Origin of the sequence: uncultured Dietzia sp. (genome assembly GCF_937873725.1) — a bacterium.
GTDB lineage: Bacteria > Actinomycetota > Actinomycetes > Mycobacteriales > Mycobacteriaceae > Dietzia.
Genome location: NZ_CALMYY010000118.1, coordinates 1 through 15,829 on the forward strand (window position 1 = coordinate 1; position 15,829 = coordinate 15,829).

Here is a 15,829-nt window from a genome sequence, read left to right on the forward strand (position 1 = left end):
GCGCCGCTCGCGGCGGCGACGTTGCGCCGCTCGCGGCGGTGACCCGATCGGGACCTCCCACCGGTGGAGGCCCGCCGCCGCCCTCCGTACGGTGGGCGGGGACAGGCGCCGGGCCCCGGCGCCGTGATCGAGAGGAGCACCACATGGGAGTGGGAGACAAGTTCTCGAACAAGGCCGAGGAACTCGGCGGCCGCGCCAAGGAGACGGCGGGTGCCGCGACGGGCGACCGCGACCTCCAGGCCGAGGGTCAGGCGGACCAGGGCAAGGCGAACCTCAAGCAGGGCGCCGAGAAGCTCAAGGACAAGGCCAACGAGGTCGCCGGCAAGCTCACCGGCAACAACTGACCCAGCCGATTTTCGTATGCGGGCACTCGTCGAGTAGCCTGATCGGCGGTGGCGTGTCCGAGCGGCCGAAGGTGCAGCACTCGAAATGCTGTGTTGGGTAACCCCCAACCGTGGGTTCAAATCCCACCGCCACCGCCCCGGGAGAGCCCCGGATCCCAGACGGGATCCGGGGCTCCTCTCACTCCGCGGGGTCGGCGGGGTGGTCGGTCCGCCCGATTCCCGCGACGGAATCCGGCAGGGCCGCGATCGCGCTGAGCGAGGCCAGCGACGAGTCGATCACCGCCTTCTGCGGAAGCCCCGATTCCTCTCCCAGCAGCGCCAACTCCTCGCAGCCGGCCAGCCAGGCGCGGGTCAGCACCAGCGTCATGGGTCCGGGCCGGGCCACCCCGATGCTCTCCAGGATCCGGAGGCTGATGGTGCGGTGCATGCCGTCGACCACCTTCTCCAACACCGGGTCGACCGACCTCCCCGACCGCAGGACGGCCACGTAGTTGTCCCGGCGGCGCTGGATGTAGCGGACCAGGGCGGTGACGATCGCACGGGTGCGGTCCTCCGCGCTGGTGCCCTCGGGGATCTCGGTGAGAACCAGGACGTGATCGGCGGCCGCCTCCACCACCGCGATCAGGTAGTCCAGCTTGGTGGGGAAGTAGTGGAACAGCAGGCTGCGCGACACTCCGGCCCGCTCGGCGACGTCGTCCATCGACAGGGCGTGGAACGGCACCGTCTCGAGCAACCTCACCCCCAGGGAGACCAGTTGCGCGTGGCGCTCGGGACGGGTGAGTCGGCGGCCGGTCGCTGGGGTCATGACCCACCTCGTCTCATGGCCCACCTCGTCGTCGTCGACTCGACCCACCGGTCGAGTTCTCCCATCGTAGGGCCACGGCGGGGGCGGGCGGACGCCGTGCCACGATGGAGCCCATGTCGGACCACTCCTCCACCCCTGCGCTCGCCACCACCTTCGACGTGGGCTCCCGGATGGTCCTCGACGGCACGGCGGGCGGCCGGACGGGCGTCATCCGCACCCCCCACGGCGACATCGCCACCCCGGCGTTCATCCCCGTCGGCACCAAGGCCACCGTCAAGACGCTCACCCCCGAGCAGGTCCGCTCCACCGGCGCCCAGGCCGTGCTCGCCAACGCCTACCACCTCTACCTGCAGCCCGGCCACGACGTGGTGGACGCCGCCGGCGGGCTCGGCGAGTTCATGCGCTGGTCAGGGCCCACCTACACCGACTCCGGCGGCTTCCAGGTGATGAGCCTGGGCGTGGGGTTCAAGAAGGTGATCGAGATGTCGGCCGGGACCGAGCCCGACGACAAGGCCACCAACAAGAGCCAGGGGCGGCTGGCCAAGGTCGACGAGGACGGCGTCACGTTCACCTCGCACCTCGACGGCTCGCGGCACCGGTTCTCGCCCGAGGTGTCCATGCAGATCCAGCACGGGCTCGGCGCCGACATCCTGTTCGCGTTCGACGAGCTCACCACGCTGATGAACACGCGCAAGTACCAGGAGAGCTCGGTGGAGCGGACCCGGCGCTGGGCGCAGCGGTGCCTCGACGAGCACGAGCGGCTGTCGCTGGAACGGACGCACCGGCCCGGCCAGTCGCTGTGGGGCGTGGTGCAGGGCGCGCAGTTCGAGGACCTGCGGCGGCAGGCCGTGCAGGGGCTCGTGGAGATGAGCGACCGGGCCGAGGGCCAGGGGCGGCGCGGGTTCGGCGGCTACGGGATCGGCGGCGCGCTGGAGAAGGAGAACCTCGGCACGATCGTCGGCTGGTGCACCGAGGAGCTGCCCGAGGACCGGCCGCGGCACCTGCTGGGGATCAGTGAGCCCGACGACATCTTCACCGCCGTGGAGAACGGCGCCGACACCTTCGACTGCGTGGCCCCCACCCGGCTTGCGCGGCACGGCGGCATCTACACCCTCGACGGGCGCGTGAACATGACGCGCGCGCAGTTCCGGCACGACCACTCGCCGCTGGATGCCGAGGGGCCCTCCGAGGTCTCGCGCGAGTACAGCCGCGCCTACATCCACCACCTGTTCAAGTCCAAGGAGTTCCTCGGCTCCACCCTGTTGACCCTGCACAACCTCGCCTTTGTGGTGCGGCTGGTGGACGAGGTCCGCGCCGCGATGGACGCCGGGCCCGACGAGTACGTGGCCTACAAGGAGCAGTTCCTGGGGCGGTACTACTCGGGGCGGTGACCGGGTGCGGAGCGGGGGCGCGGGCGCGGGCGCGGGAACGGGAGGCCCGGCCCTTCGCGGCGAGTGCGTCCAGCCCTGTGGCTCGATGAATGGGACCCTGCCCCGCGGCCTGGCCCCCGCAACCCCCGAAAAACCGTGATACGGTTTCGAGGTGAAAGTGGTGATCTACACGTCTGCGCGTCGGCACGGCATCGCAGACGACGAGATCAGGGCGGTACTGGAGCATCCGATCGTCCGTATCGGCTGACACCTCGGTTCGAGCCTGATGCGCAATTGATCCGGATGGTCGGGGACCCACATGGTGGGCCTCTGGTCGAAGTGGTCGCAGACCAGGTTGATGCCGAGGAGTTGCACGTGTTCCACGCGATGCTGCTGACCTCGGCAGTGGTTCGCGAGGTGCTCGAGGCCACCGGAGGGCACCTTGACCTGACCGACGGGGTCAGTCGCCGACAGAGAACGCAGCGGGAGGGACCATGAGCAACCCCAGAGATGTCGAGGCGCGCTATGCCCGGCTTGCTGATGCGGTGGAGGCGGGCGACTACCTGGTGGTCGATGGCTCCGTGGATGTTCGTCCGGACTATCGTCCTGGCAGGCCGCGCAAAGGTGACGCGGGCGGAGAGACCCGGCCGTTGGCCGTTCGGCTCACCGACGCCGATCGGCAGCGGCTGGCGGACTATGCGGAGCGCACGGGGCGGCCGATGAGCGCAGTCGTCCGAGCGGCCATTGACGAGTACCTCGGCAGGCATCCCGCGGCCTGAGCCGGCACCGGAAGTGGATGGGTAGTGCCTCCAGCGGACCGCGGAGGCGTTTCAGGCGGAGGAGGCAGCCGGACATGAATCACGACGTCAGTGACGTGGGTGGCCCGCACGCCGAGACCTGGTGGCATGCGCGCAATACCCGGCTACGAGAACTGCCGTGGACCGACAGTTCGTCCCTGTTGCCAGATCATGTGTGTGGACTCCTGGATGAGGTCGAGGCCGCGTTCGCGATGACCGGCGCCCGTACGCCCGCGTGGGAGGGCCGGCCAGTGGACCAGTCGCCGGCCGAGGAGGAGTACAGCCGCTGCCTGGACCCTGGCAAGTTCAGGATCATCCAGTCAAGGATCGACGCCTGGGCGAAGGTACTCGTCGATCGGGGGTGGGCACACCTCGAGACGGATCCTTCGAATGAGCGGCGCGGCAGCCACGAGCATTCGCAGACCACGCTCGTCCTTCGCCCGACTGCAGAGGCGCATACAGGCGGCGCAGTGCCGCTGTCCTACCTCGTGTACTACTCAACGGATCTCGAGGCCACGCTCAACGTCGAAGTATGCGCTGGTGAACCGCCGTACGTACTCGCCGAACTGCCCGGCTGTGGGTGTGATGCCTGCGATTCGGGATCTGCCTGGCTGCTCGAGGAGCTGGACCAGTGGACACTGTCGGTCGTCGATGGGTCTCTCGTCGTGGATCCCGCCGCGACGTGGCAGGTCCAGACCTCGTTCGGGGGCCACGGATCCAGTGGGGGATCGAGCGGCGACTCGAAGTCGGCCGCAGCGTTCACCGCCGCCCCGTGGGCGACGGGCTGGAATCCGCTCCGCATCCCCGATCGAGATGAGACCGCGTTCCCACCGAGTTCGAGGCGCGGACTGCGGATTGCCGTCGGAGAATGGTTCCGTGAACTGATCCGCCGGTTGCGCGGCCAGCCGAGGCTGGAGCAGGAGTGGACGATCTACGGCCCTGTCGATCGCGGATAGAGCTACGGAGCGCCTGAGGCTCAAAACGGCTACTCGAAGTAGATCGAGTGGTGCAGCGAGCAGCCCGGGTTGAACGGTGAGGCGCACGACGGGCAGGCGCTCGCCGCGAGGTAGTCGTTGATCGCCAGCGTTGAGCGGCACACCCCGCACAGGATCGCGTGCTCGTCGAACCGGCCCGCCGGCCACGCCGAGACCGGGTGGTCGGCGGCGTCGGCGTGGCAGCGGAAGCACGGGTAGAAATCCCCGCAGCAGTGGAAGCGGATCGCGACGATGTCCAGCGGGCTGCGGTAGTGGACGCAGCGGGTCTGGTCGTCGACGGTCGGGCCGAGGACCCGGACGGCGGGGTCGGAGGTCATGCAGCCGAGTCTGCCAGCGCAGACTGGTAGGTGGGCTCGCGCTTCTTGATCCACGCGATCACCACGTATGTCACGGGCAGCAGGACCGCTTCGACGAGGGTTTTCCACACGAAGCCGATCACCACGTAGTTCCAGTAGTCGCCCGAGCCGAGCACCATGCCCAGGGCCGGGGCGGCGATCGTGCAGAACACGAGGGTGTCCGCGAGCTGGCCGACCACGGTCGAACCGAGCAGGCGAGCCCAGAGACTCTGCTCGCCGGTGCGGCGCTTCATCCACACCAGGACGTACGAGTTGAGCAACTCGCCCACCACGTACCCGGCCAGGCCGGCGAGGAAGAACTGCGGGATGACCCCTGCCACGGCCTCGAACGCGTCCTGGTTTTCGTAGAACGGGGCGGCGGGCAGGTGGACGGTGATCGTGAAGCTCAGGGCTGCCAGGGCGAGGACGATGAAGCCGGAGATCACGGCACGGCGCATCGACCGGAACCCGTACACCTCACTGATCACATCACCCAGCACATACGCCAGCGGGAAGAGCAGGAAGGCCCCGTCGGTGACGAGCCCGTCCATCGACAGGAAGCCGAGGTCGAAACTCAGGTCGGGGAAGAGGAGGACGCCCTTGGTGCCGGTGACGTTGCTGATGAGCATCACGCCGACGAACAGGGCGATGAGATAGCCGTAATAGGTGCTGCCGACGGTCGCGAAGGCGGCCCGGCCGGCAGAGGGGGTGCTGCGCGCCGGCTCGGGAGAGTCCCCGTCCGGCCGCCCAGTCCCGAGTCGTTCGGAAGGTTGCGGTGAAGTGGTCACGGGCGTCGATTATCCGCGCAGACGCTGCCGGGTGGCGAATTCAGCTCGCCGGGGTGGGTGCCCCGCCAGCTAGGCCACCACCCAGGGGCCGGATCGCAAGGACTCGGTGGTGACCAGCCCGCGCAGTGCCTCGATCGAGTCCGCGCCCTCCGGTCCACCGAGTGAGGCCACGATCCGGACGACGGCGGCCCTCGTCGTCGTCCCCTCCCGGGCCAGATCGGCCAGGGTCACCGCGCCGTCCCGCTTGGCCAGGCGCTCACCGGCTGCGTTCACCGCGAGCGGCACGTGGACATACTCCGGATGAGGCAGACCCAGCAGATCGGCGAGATGGGCCTGGCGGGGAGTGGAGGAGAGCAGATCCTCGCCGCGCACGACCTGGTCGACACCCTGCTCGGCATCGTCCACCACCACCGCGAGGTTGTACGCCCACACGCCGTCCCCGCGACGCAGCACCACATCGTCCACCACACCGGTGTAGGGCCCGTGGATCAGATCGGTGACCGTCAGCTCTGCGACCGTCGCGCGCAGACGCAGCGCCGGCACCCGCCCCGGGCCGAGTTCCTCACGGCGGCGGGCGCGTTCGGATTCGGCCAGGTCACGGCAGGTGCCGGGGTATGCGCCCGGCGGGGAGTGCGGTGCCCGCGGGGCCTCGGCGATCTCGCGGCGCGAGCAGTAGCACTCGTAGACCAGGCCGCGGTCGGCGAGCCGGTCGGCGGCCGCGGCGTAGGCGGGGAAGCGCTGGGACTCCCACATGATGTCGCCATCCCAGTCGATGCCGATCGCTGCCAGGTCCGCCAGCTGGCGTTCGGCGATGCCGGGGCGGGCGCGGGCGGTGTCGAGGTCGTCGATGCGCATCCGGAAGGCCCGACCCGAATCGCGGGCCAGGACCCACGCCGCCACCGCCGTGCGCAGATTGCCCAGGTGCAGGTCCCCGGACGGGCTGGGCGCGTACCGGCCGACGCCGGGGGGCAAGGGGCTGGCGGGGGCTTCCACGCTGAACAGAGTAGGCCGCGCGACCGGGAGGGGCGGACGCGGCGGGAGGTGCCAGACTGGACGGCATGAGCGCAGATGCCGACAACGCACGTCCCGACGCCGCAGGCCCCGGCGCCGACGACAACACCCGCCTGACCGAGGAGCAGATCGCCGAGGGTCTGGCCGACCTGCCCGGCTGGGCCCTGTCGGAGGGGTCGCTGACCTACACCGCCGTGTGCGAGACGCCGCAGGCCGCGATCAATCTGGTCGCCGCGATCGGGCAGGCCGCCAACTCGCAGAACCACCATCCCGACCTGCTGTGGAGCTACGACGAGGTCACGTTGGATCTCCGCAGCCACGATGTCGATGGCGTCACCGTGCGGGACCTCCGCCTGGCCCGGTCGGTCTCCGCGCTGTCCGGGGAGTTCGACGCGACCCCGCTGGGGCTGGGGGAGTAGGCCGGCTCGATAGTCCCGGACGCCGCTGGCGCCGCCCCGGCCCGGCCCCCCTGACGCCCGAGAGACTCCTGACGCCGGGAAGAGGAATTCGTGCGGATGTACTCGGCCGATACAGGCGAATTCCTCTTCGCGGCGGGGCGGGTAAGCGGGCGCGGCCCGGCGACAGCGTGTGCGTCGTTGTCAGGGCTGGATCAGGTCGATGGTCGCGTGAATACCGGGTGCACGCGCGAGTTTCGCGTCAGCGGTGAGTAGAGGCGCGTCGAGCAGTTCGGCGAGTGCGACATACGTGGCGTCGTAGGCACTCAGATTGCCCCTGAGAGTCCACGCTCGTCCCGCCAGGAGCATGTGGTCGTGAAAACTGAGATCGAGTTGCTCCAGGAGGTCCAATGCCTCCACTGCATCGGTGGTACTCGTCGTGCCGGCCGCCACACGTCGTCGTAGAACCTGTAGGACCTCGACAGGGAGCAGGTGTGGTGCGTGCAATTGGAGATCGGAGTCAGCGAGGCGGCGTCGTACCTGTTCGCCGAGGGGGAGATTCAGCAACAGTTCCACGGTGACAGAGGCGTCGAGGACGATCACCGGGCGTCTCGCTCGGCGCGAACAGATTCCTCGGCGGTCTCCCCCTGGTAATCGCGGGCTGGAAGCGAGGCGATCCGTTCGAGCAGTTCACTGCGGGTGGGGCGTTTGACCGACCGCGTCAGCTCGGCGAGAGCGAGATCTGACAGGGTCTTGCCCTCGCGGGCAGCGCGCTCCTTGAGGATGCGGTGAACCTCTTCGGGGACGTTACGAATCTGGATGAGCGACATGCATTGATGATGAGATCATCAGAGTTGCATGTCAACGGTTGTGTGGCCGATCAGCAGGCCGAGCCTGCGCCCCTGCGCGACGTCGGCCCGGGCCCCCGGCGGGGGGCGGGGCGCGGGAGCGAGGTGGGCGGCTGGCTACCCTCCGAACTCCGCCCCCACGAACCAGGATGCGGCGGTGGCCAGGTCAAGCAGCGGCTGCGGCATGATCCCCAGCAGGATGGTCACCACCACCGCGACGCCGACCACGGCGTACGTGACGGGGCGGCGGGCGAACGCCACCTCGCCGGCGGCGAGCGCGCCGGGCGCAGCGGAGCCGGAGCCGGAGCCGGAGCCTGCGTCGCGGAAGAACATCACCACGATCACGCGGACGTAGAACGAGGCCGCGATCGCGCTGGTGAGCACGCCGACCACCACCAGGCTCACCGCGCCGCCGGCCACCGCCTCGGAAAACACGGCGAACTTGGCGATGAACCCACTGGTCAGCGGGATACCGGCCAGTGCGAGCAGCAGCAGGGCGAACGCGCCCGCGACCACCGGCTGACGGCGGCCGAGCCCGGCCCAGGCCTGCAGGTCGGTGATCTCGGCGCCGTCGGGATCGCGGACCAGCCCGGCCACGGCGAAGACGCCAACAGTGCTGACCGCGTAGGCGGCGAGGTAGAACAGCACGGCGGAGGTCCCGGCCACCGGCGGGCCGAGCACTCCGGTCAGCAGGAAGCCGGCGTGCGCGACGGAGGAGTAGGCCAGCAGGCGTTTGACGTCGTTCTGGGTGACGCCGACGACCGTGCCCACGATCATCGTCAGGGCCGCGATCACCCAGAGCACCGGCGCCCAGTCTGCCTCGAGTCGGGGCACGGCGACGTGGAAGAACCGGAGGATCGCCCCGAACGCGGCGAGCTTGGTGCCGGCGGCCATGAACGCGGTGATCGAGGTGGGCGCGCCCTGGTACACGTCCGGGGTCCAGGTGTGGAACGGCACCGCTCCGACCTTGAACAGCAGGCCCACCGACATCATCGCCACGCCGATCAGGGCCAGCGAGCTGCCGCCCTCGGTGGCGACGACCGCCGCGATGCCCCTGAACTCGACGGTCCCGGCGTAGCCGTAGATCAGCGCCGCGCCGTAGGCGAAGAACGCCGAGGAGAACGATCCCAACAGGAAGTATTTGACCGCAGCTTCTTGCGAGAGGAACCGCCGCCGGCGGGCCATGCCGCACATGACGTACAGCGGCAGGGACAGCACCTCGAGCGCGATGAACAGGGTGATGAGGTCGTTCGCCGCGGGGAACAACATGAGTCCGCCGGTGGCGAACAGTGCCAGCGGGAACACCTCGGTCTGGGTGACGCCCGCCCGCTCGGCCTCCCGTTCGGCGTCGCCGCCCGGGGCCAGTGCGGCCTGCGGCGCGAAGCCCGCGAGCACCGGGGGACGCGACCCCGCCGCCACCCGCGCGCGTTCGCCGATGAGCAGCCCGGCCCCGATCGCCACGAGGACCGTCGCCCCCTGCAGGAACAGCGCCGGCCCGTCCACGGCCACGGCGCCGCCGGCGGTGACGGTCCGCGTCCCGGCGAGCAGCGCCACCGCCACCAGCGCGGCCCCGAGCCCGCCGAGGTACAGCACCATCTGCGTGATGTAGCGGTGCCGGGCCGGGGCGAATGCCTCGACCAGGACCGAGACGATCGCCGCGCCGAGCACCACGAGCAGCGGCAGGAGCGAGGAGTAGGCGATGTCTGGGGTCATCGGGTGGCACCTTCCACGTGGGCGACGGTGTCGGCGACCGCGGGATCGATCACGTCGAGCGCCGGCTGCGGGTAGAAGCCGAGCACGATCAGCGCCACGACCAGCGGGGCCAGGACCACCTGCTCGCGCAGCCCGAGGTCCGGGGTGCCCGCGAGGCCGGGCGCGACGGGCCCGCCCATCACCCGTTGGTAGGTCCACAGAATGTAGACGGCCGCGAGGACGAACGTCGCGGTCGAGAGCACCGCCGCGACCGGGAACACCGCGAACGTGCCGACGAACACCAGGAACTCGCTGATGAACGGCGCCAAGCCCGGTAGCGACAGGGTGGCGAGCCCGGCGACGAGGAACACCCCGGCCAGCACCGGCGTCACCTGCTGGACGCCGCCGAACCGCCCGATCTCCCGCGTGCCGCGGCGGTGCACGAGGAACCCGGCCACGAGGAACAGTGCGGCCGTGGCGATGCCGTGGTTGACCATGTACAATGCCGAACCGGTCGCGGACTGCTCGGTGGCGGCGAACACGCCCAGCACGATGAACCCGAAGTGCGAAATGGAGGCGTACGCGATGAGCCGCAGCAGGTCGGTCTGGGCGATCGCCATGACGCCGCCGTAGACGATGCTGATCACCGCCAGCGTCACCATCACCGGCGTCGCCGTGGCCGCGGCCTCGGGGTACAGCGGCAGGCTGTACCGCAGCATCGCGAAGGTGCCGACCTTGTCCACCACGGCCATCATGAGCACCGCGGAGGCGGGGGTGGCGGCGACGGCGGCCCCGGGCAGCCACGTGTGGAACGGCCACAGCGGCGCCTTGATCGCGAACGCGAGCGTGAACCCGGCGAACAGCAGCAGCATCGCGCCGGGCGGGATCTGCAGGCGACCGTCGGCGATGGCGTCGGTGATGAGGCGGTAGTCGAAGGTGCCGCGGCCGTCGGGTCCGAGCCTGGCCCAGTCTGTGTACATGTAGAGCCCAAGGACCGCCGCGAGCATGACGAGGCCGCCGAGCAGGTTGTAGAGGAGGAACCGCACGGCCGCCCGCGCCCGTTCGGAGCCGTCGGTCGCACCGCCGCCGAAACCCCCTGTACCGAAACCCCCGATGAGGAAGTACAGCGGGATGAGCATCGCCTCGAACGCCACGTAGAACAGCAGCACGTCGAGGCTGAGGAACGTCACCAGCGCCAGGGCCTGCGTGGCGAGCATGAGTGCGGGGTACGCCTGCGCGCGCCGACCCCCGTCGACGTCACGCCACCCCGCCAGCAGCAGCAGCGGCATGAGCGCGGCGGTGAGCAGCACCAGGACTAGCGCTACGCCGTCGAGTCCGAGGGAGTACGTCGCCCCGAATGCCGGGATCCACGGCCGAGATTCGACGAACTGGTACCGGTCGCCGCCGGGGTCGAACCCGACCGCCAGCGCGATCGCTACCCCCAGGACGGCCAGGGACGTGACCAGGGCGAGGGGCCTCGCCGCGCGGCGCGCGCTCTGGGGGACGACGACGACTAGGAGGGCACCGACCAGGGGCGTGAGCCACAGCGCGGTGAGCAGTCCGGGGCCGGTCACAGCGCGCCACCACCCAGCATCGCCGCGATCACCAGAACCGCGCCGATCAGCATGTACAGCGCGTAGGAGCGGGTGAGTCCGGACTGCAGGAGTCTCGTCCGGGCGGACAGTTCACCGACCGCGGTGGCGACGCCCGTCGCGGCGCCGGCCAGGACCCGGCGGTCGACCACCGCGGTGCCGGCCACGAGGGCCTGCCCGGGGCGCATGAACACCGCCTCGTTGAGGCGGTCGGCGTGGAGGTCGCGCCGCGCGGCCCGGGTGAGCGGAGAGCCCGCGGGGGGGTTCCTCGGAATCTCGCTACGGGCGTAGGGGGGGACGGGGAGCGCGATTCCCGCCGCGACGACGAGGAGTGAGGCGGCGGTGACCAGCCACACGGGCAGGACGTGCTCGGGGTGGTGGTCCCCGACGACCGGGGCGAGCCAGTCCTGCAGGCGGCCGCCGATCGCGAGCAACGCGCCCGACAAGACCGACCCCACGGCGATCGCGATCATCGGCGCCGTCATGATCGCCGGTGACTCGTGGGGGTGAGCGTCGGCGGCCCAGCGGGGCCGGCCGAAGAAGGTCAGGATCATCACGCGGGTCATGTAGAAAGCGGTGAGACCCGCACCGAGCAGCGCCACCGCCCCCAGCAGGTAGCCGAGCGCCGATCCCGAGGAGCCCCCGCCGGTCGCGGTGCTCCCCACGTCGAAGGCGGCGGAGATGATGCCCTCCTTGGAGTAGAAACCGGCGAAGGGCGGGACGCCGATGATCGCGAGGTAGCCCAGCCCGAAGGTGACGTAGGTGACCGGCATGACCGCGCGCAGGGCCCCGTAGCGGCGCATGTCCACCTCGTCGTTCATCCCGTGCATCACCGATCCCGCGCCGAGGAACAGGCCCGCCTTGAAGAATCCGTGGGTGAGCAGGTGCATGATCGCCAGCGCGTACCCGGCGGGGCCGAATCCGGCGGCCATGACCATGTAACCGACCTGGCTCATGGTGGAGGCGGCGAGCACCTTCTTGATGTCGTCCTTCGCGCAGCCGATCACCGCGCCGAACAGCAGCGTCACCGCGCCCACCGCGATCACCGCGGCCCGCGCGGCCGGGGCGGCGTCGAAGATCGGGTTGGCCCGGACGACGAGGTAGACGCCCGCGGTGACCATGGTCGCGGCGTGGATGAGCGCCGAGACCGGGGTGGGGCCCTCCATGGCGTCGCCGAGCCACGACTGCAGCGGGACCTGGGCGGACTTGGCGCACGCGCCGAGCAGCAACAGCAGCCCGAGCGCGGTGACCAGCCCCGAGCTCATCGCTGGACCGGTGGCCCCAGCCCCGACCGCCCCGGACCCCTGGACGCCTGAGAACACGCCCTCATACGACAGTGTCCCGAGCTGGGTGACCATGACCATCAGCGCCACACCCAGACCGATGTCGCCGACGCGGTTGACGACGAACGCCTTCTTCGCTGCGGTGGCGGCCGACGGCTTGTGTTGCCAGAACCCGATGAGCAGGTAGGAGACCAGGCCCACGCCCTCCCAGCCCAGGTAGAGGCCGAGGAAGTTGTCTGCCATGACCAGCAGCAGCATCGCGGCGAGGAACAGGTTGAGGTAGGCGAAGAACTTCCCCCGGGCGGGGTCGGCGGCCATGTAGCCGATCGAGTACACGTGGATGAGCAGGCCCACGCCCGTCACGAGCAGCACGAACATCAGGGACAGCTCGTCCAGACGCAGGCCGAAGTCCACGCGCAGGTCGCCGACCGAGACCCAGGTGAACAGGGTCTGGGCGGCGGCGCGGTCGCCCGCCTCCCGGCCGGCCATCGCGGCGAATTGCCACACCGCCACGGCGAACGAGCCCAGCGCGGTCGCGCAGCCGAGCAGGTGGCCCCACCCGTTCGCGCGCCGACCGAGCAGCAGCAGGACCGCCGCCCCGAGCAGCGGCAGTGCGGGGATGAGCCAGAGCGCGGGCTCGGTGATGGCGGGCGCCAGGGCGGCTGTGGTCGTCGTCGTCGTCATCGTCGTCCCCCCTAGTACCTGAGCAGGTTGGCATCGTCGACGGACGCCGATCGGCGGGAACGGTAGATGGCCATGATGATCGCGAGGCCGATCACGACCTCCGCGGCGGCGACGACCATGATGAAGAACGCGAACAGTTGGCCGGTGACGTCGCCGTGCATTCGCGCGAACGCCACCAGGGCGAGGTTGGTGGCGTTGAGCATGAGCTCGATGCACATGAACAGCACGATCGCGTTGCGCCGCAGCAGGAATCCGGCCGCGCCGATGGTGAACAGCACGGCCGAGAGGTACAGGTGGTACTCGGGGGTCACGGCCGTCCCTCCTCGCCGTCGCTGAGCTCCCGGTCCGGGTCCGCCCGGTCGGCCGCGTGCCGGCGCAGGACCTCGCTCACCGAGTCCTCGGCGTCGGAGCCGTCGGGCAGGCGGGCGGGGGTGTCCGCGGAGTTGCGGCGCGCGTAGACGCCGGGGCCGGGCAGCGGCGTCACGCGGGCGGTGTCGTCGTGCTGCCAGTCGAGGAAGCGCTGCTCGGACATCTGCCGCTGGGTCAGGCGCCCCGTGAAGCGCTCACGGTGTGCGAGCACCATGGCGCCGAGGGTGGCGATGATGAGCAGCACACCGGTCAGCTCGAACGCCCACACGTGCCGGGAGAACAGCAGCTCCGCCAGCGCCGGCACATCCGAGTAACCCGGTGCGAACCCGGCGAACGGTGGCAACTCCGCCCGCGCCAGCCCGGTGGCGAGGAGGATCCCGAAGCCCAGCCCCGCGACGATCGCCGCCACCCGGTGCCCGCGGATCCGCTCCACCAGCGAGTCCGAGGACTCCACGCCGATGAGCATCACCACGAACAGGAACAGCATCATCACCGCGCCGGTGTAGACCACGATCTGGCCCACCCCCAGGAACACCGCGCCCTGCGCGATGTACAGGACCGCGAGCGAGACCATCGTGGCCGCCAGGCACAGCGCCGAGTAGACCGCCTTGGTCGCCGAGACCACGCCGAGCGCCCCGGCCACGGCGATGGTGGCCAGCACCCAGAACAGCACTGACTCCCCGGTGGTCATGAGGACCCCTCGTACGGCTGGCCCTGCTCGGGCGCGGGCCCGGTGATCTCGCCGCGGTAGTAGTCGGCGTGCGTGGACCCCGGGACCATGTCGTGCGGGGCGGGGATCATCCCGGCGAGCATCGGTCCCAGGAGGTCGTGCTTCTCGTAGATCATGCCGGCGCGGTCGTCACCGGCCATCTCGTACTGGTTGGTCATGGTCAACGCGCGGGTCGGGCAGGCCTCCACGCACAGCCCGCAGCCGATGCAGCGGAGGTAGTTGATCTGGTAGACCCGCCCGTAGCGCTCGCCGGGGGAGTAGCGCTCCCCGGCGGTGTTGTCGGCGCCCTCGACGTAGATCGCGTCGGCCGGGCACGCCCACGCGCACAGCTCGCACCCGATGCACTTCTCCAGCCCGTCCCCGTAGCGGTTGAGCTGGTGCCGCCCGTGGTAGCGGGGCGCGGTGGGGACCTTCTCCTCCGGGTACTGCTCGGTGATGTTCTTGCGGAACATGGTCGCGAACGTCACGCCGAACCCGGCGATCGGCTCGAGGAACCTCGGCACCCTAGGCATGGCGGGCCTCCTGGGTCGGGGCGGGCCCCGCGGGCGGGGATCCGCGCGGTGCCGCGCGCTGGTGGGGGAGCGGCGGGACGGGGAACCCGCCGGCGACGGGGTCGAACGACACGGCGCCCCGGGCGGCGCGCGTCCGGGCGGCGGTCCGGGTGTCGCGTCGGGTGCGGGCGCGATGGACGCCCGCGAGGGGCCCCACCGCGAGCAGTCCCGCCACGACCATCGCGGGCGTGAGGAGGCCGCTCCCGGGGCCCACCACCACCCGGATCGTGGCCACCGCCATCACCCACGCCAGGGAGACCGGGATGAGCACCTTCCAGCCGAAGCCCATGAACTGGTCGTAGCGCAGCCGCGGGAGGGTGGCACGGAGCCAGATGAACAGGAACATGAAGCCCCACACCTTGACCACGAACCACAGCAGCGCCCACCAGCCCGAGTCGGCGCCGGGGAGCAGGGAGAACGGCAGGGGGGCCCGCCAGCCGCCGAGGAACAGGGTGGCCGCCAGCGCGGAGACCGTGGTCATGTTGACGTACTCGGCCAGCATGAACATGGCGAAGCGCAGCGACGAGTACTCGGTGTGGAAGCCGCCCACCAGCTCCCCCTCGGCCTCGGGCAGGTCGAACGGGGCCCGGTTGGTCTCGCCGACCATGGAGGTCACGTAGATGAGGAACGAGGGCAGCAGGAGGAACACAAACCAGACGTCGGCCTGCGCGGCCACGATCCCGGAGGTGGACATGGTGCCGGCGAAGAGGAACACGCCCACGAAGGACAGGGCCATGGCGATCTCGTAGCTGATGACCTGGGCCGTGGAGCGCAGGCCGCCGAGCAGCGGGTACGTGGACCCGGAGGACCAGCCGGCCAGCACGATCCCGTACACGCCGATCGAGGTCACGGCCAGGACGTAGAGCACGCCCACGTGCAGGTCGGTGAGCTGCAGCGGGGTGGCGTGCCCGAACATCGAGACCACGGGGCCGAACGGGATCACCGCGAACGCCATGAACGCCGGGATCACCGCGATCACCGGCGCGAGCAGGTAGATCGGCTTGTCGACCCCCGCGGGCGTCAGGCCCTCCTTGAGCGCGATCTTCACCCCGTCCGCCAGGCTCTGGAGCATGCCCAGCGGGCCCACGCGGTTGGGCCCGACCCGCATCTGCATCCAGGCGATCACCTTGCGTTCCAGGTAGATCGCGGCGAGCACCGTCAGCACGAGAAAGGCGAAGACGGCGATCACCTTGACGAGCACCAGCCACCACGGGTCGGTGCCGAACGCGGACAGGTCGGT

The 15,829-nt window shown here is 70.3% G+C and carries 18 protein-coding genes and 1 tRNA gene; 6 read left to right on the top strand and 13 right to left on the bottom strand.

The window, feature by feature from the left end; translation table 11 throughout:
* The first annotated feature begins 143 nt into the window (after positions 1–143).
* Entirely contained in the window at positions 144–344 is a 201-nt protein-coding gene (locus Q0444_RS12915) for a CsbD family protein (RefSeq protein WP_291079337.1), read from the top strand.
* Between the two features lie 47 nt (positions 345–391).
* Positions 392–479, top strand: a tRNA-Ser gene (locus tag Q0444_RS12920).
* A gap of 43 nt (positions 480–522) precedes the next feature.
* On the opposite strand, the gene Q0444_RS12925 is transcribed toward Q0444_RS12920, so the two are convergent.
* Positions 523–1,149 carry a TetR/AcrR family transcriptional regulator gene (locus tag Q0444_RS12925; protein ID WP_291079336.1) on the bottom strand — a complete coding sequence of 209 codons (627 nt, stop codon included), beginning with the start codon at positions 1,147–1,149 and terminating at the stop codon, positions 523–525.
* A gap of 170 nt (positions 1,150–1,319) precedes the next feature.
* Between Q0444_RS12925 and tgt the strand changes: the two genes are divergently transcribed.
* From tgt to Q0444_RS12940, 3 genes are all read left to right on the top strand, one after another.
* On the top strand, positions 1,320–2,540 hold the full coding sequence (gene tgt / locus Q0444_RS12930) for a tRNA guanosine(34) transglycosylase Tgt (RefSeq protein ID WP_291079353.1): 1,221 nt from the start codon (positions 1,320–1,322) through the stop codon (positions 2,538–2,540).
* Between the two features lie 473 nt (positions 2,541–3,013).
* Positions 3,014–3,298 carry a hypothetical protein gene (locus tag Q0444_RS12935; RefSeq protein ID WP_291079335.1) on the top strand — a complete coding sequence of 95 codons (285 nt, stop codon included), beginning with the start codon at positions 3,014–3,016 and terminating at the stop codon, positions 3,296–3,298.
* Between the two features lie 74 nt (positions 3,299–3,372).
* Positions 3,373–4,272 (top strand): DUF6226 family protein, encoded by a 900-nt coding sequence (locus tag Q0444_RS12940; RefSeq protein WP_299023414.1) that lies wholly within the window; start codon positions 3,373–3,375, stop codon positions 4,270–4,272.
* A gap of 29 nt (positions 4,273–4,301) precedes the next feature.
* Here the strand turns inward: Q0444_RS12940 and Q0444_RS12945 are convergent, their stop codons facing one another.
* From Q0444_RS12945 to gluQRS, 3 genes are all read right to left on the bottom strand, one after another.
* The gene (locus Q0444_RS12945; RefSeq protein WP_291079333.1) at positions 4,302–4,628 is read right to left on the bottom strand and encodes a CHY zinc finger protein; all 327 of its coding nucleotides are present in this window, start codon (positions 4,626–4,628) and stop codon (positions 4,302–4,304) included.
* Positions 4,625–5,296 (bottom strand): queuosine precursor transporter, encoded by a 672-nt coding sequence (locus Q0444_RS12950; RefSeq protein ID WP_291079352.1) that lies wholly within the window; start codon positions 5,294–5,296, stop codon positions 4,625–4,627. The genes Q0444_RS12945 and Q0444_RS12950 overlap by 4 nt, the downstream gene beginning before the upstream one ends.
* A gap of 207 nt (positions 5,297–5,503) precedes the next feature.
* Positions 5,504–6,427, bottom strand: coding sequence for a tRNA glutamyl-Q(34) synthetase GluQRS (gluQRS, locus tag Q0444_RS12955; RefSeq protein ID WP_291079332.1), 924 nt, complete (start codon positions 6,425–6,427; stop codon positions 5,504–5,506).
* A 65-nt stretch (positions 6,428–6,492) separates the two neighbouring features.
* Between gluQRS and Q0444_RS12960 the strand changes: the two genes are divergently transcribed.
* Positions 6,493–6,864, top strand: coding sequence for a 4a-hydroxytetrahydrobiopterin dehydratase (locus tag Q0444_RS12960; RefSeq protein WP_291079331.1), 372 nt, complete (start codon positions 6,493–6,495; stop codon positions 6,862–6,864).
* A 180-nt stretch (positions 6,865–7,044) separates the two neighbouring features.
* Here Q0444_RS12960 and Q0444_RS12965 read toward each other — a convergent pair whose 3' ends face one another.
* The 9 genes from Q0444_RS12965 to nuoH form a co-directional block, all read right to left on the bottom strand.
* Positions 7,045–7,443, bottom strand: coding sequence for a type II toxin-antitoxin system VapC family toxin (locus Q0444_RS12965; RefSeq protein ID WP_291079330.1), 399 nt, complete (start codon positions 7,441–7,443; stop codon positions 7,045–7,047).
* Positions 7,440–7,670 carry a FitA-like ribbon-helix-helix domain-containing protein gene (locus Q0444_RS12970; protein ID WP_291079329.1) on the bottom strand — a complete coding sequence of 77 codons (231 nt, stop codon included), beginning with the start codon at positions 7,668–7,670 and terminating at the stop codon, positions 7,440–7,442. The genes Q0444_RS12965 and Q0444_RS12970 overlap by 4 nt, the downstream gene beginning before the upstream one ends.
* Before the next feature lie 135 nt (positions 7,671–7,805).
* Complete coding sequence (nuoN, locus tag Q0444_RS12975; protein WP_291079328.1) at positions 7,806–9,401, bottom strand: NADH-quinone oxidoreductase subunit NuoN; 1,596 nt, start codon at positions 9,399–9,401, stop codon at positions 7,806–7,808.
* Positions 9,398–10,954: an NADH-quinone oxidoreductase subunit M gene (locus Q0444_RS12980; RefSeq protein WP_291079327.1), complete on the bottom strand. Its 1,557-nt coding sequence runs from the start codon at positions 10,952–10,954 to the stop codon at positions 9,398–9,400. Before Q0444_RS12980 ends, nuoN begins: the two co-directional genes overlap by 4 nt.
* Positions 10,951–12,939, bottom strand: coding sequence for an NADH-quinone oxidoreductase subunit L (gene nuoL / locus Q0444_RS12985; RefSeq protein WP_299023415.1), 1,989 nt, complete (start codon positions 12,937–12,939; stop codon positions 10,951–10,953). The genes Q0444_RS12980 and nuoL overlap by 4 nt, the downstream gene beginning before the upstream one ends.
* 11 nt (positions 12,940–12,950) lie before the next feature.
* On the bottom strand, positions 12,951–13,250 hold the full coding sequence (nuoK, locus tag Q0444_RS12990) for an NADH-quinone oxidoreductase subunit NuoK (protein ID WP_291079325.1): 300 nt from the start codon (positions 13,248–13,250) through the stop codon (positions 12,951–12,953).
* Entirely contained in the window at positions 13,247–13,999 is a 753-nt protein-coding gene (locus Q0444_RS12995; protein ID WP_291079324.1) for an NADH-quinone oxidoreductase subunit J, read from the bottom strand. The genes nuoK and Q0444_RS12995 overlap by 4 nt, the downstream gene beginning before the upstream one ends.
* On the bottom strand, positions 13,996–14,541 hold the full coding sequence (gene nuoI, locus Q0444_RS13000; protein WP_299023417.1) for an NADH-quinone oxidoreductase subunit NuoI: 546 nt from the start codon (positions 14,539–14,541) through the stop codon (positions 13,996–13,998). Before nuoI ends, Q0444_RS12995 begins: the two co-directional genes overlap by 4 nt.
* Position 14,542: 1 nt before the next feature.
* On the bottom strand, positions 14,543–15,829 hold a 1,287-nt coding region (nuoH, locus tag Q0444_RS13005), incomplete at its 5' end, for an NADH-quinone oxidoreductase subunit NuoH (RefSeq protein ID WP_299023416.1).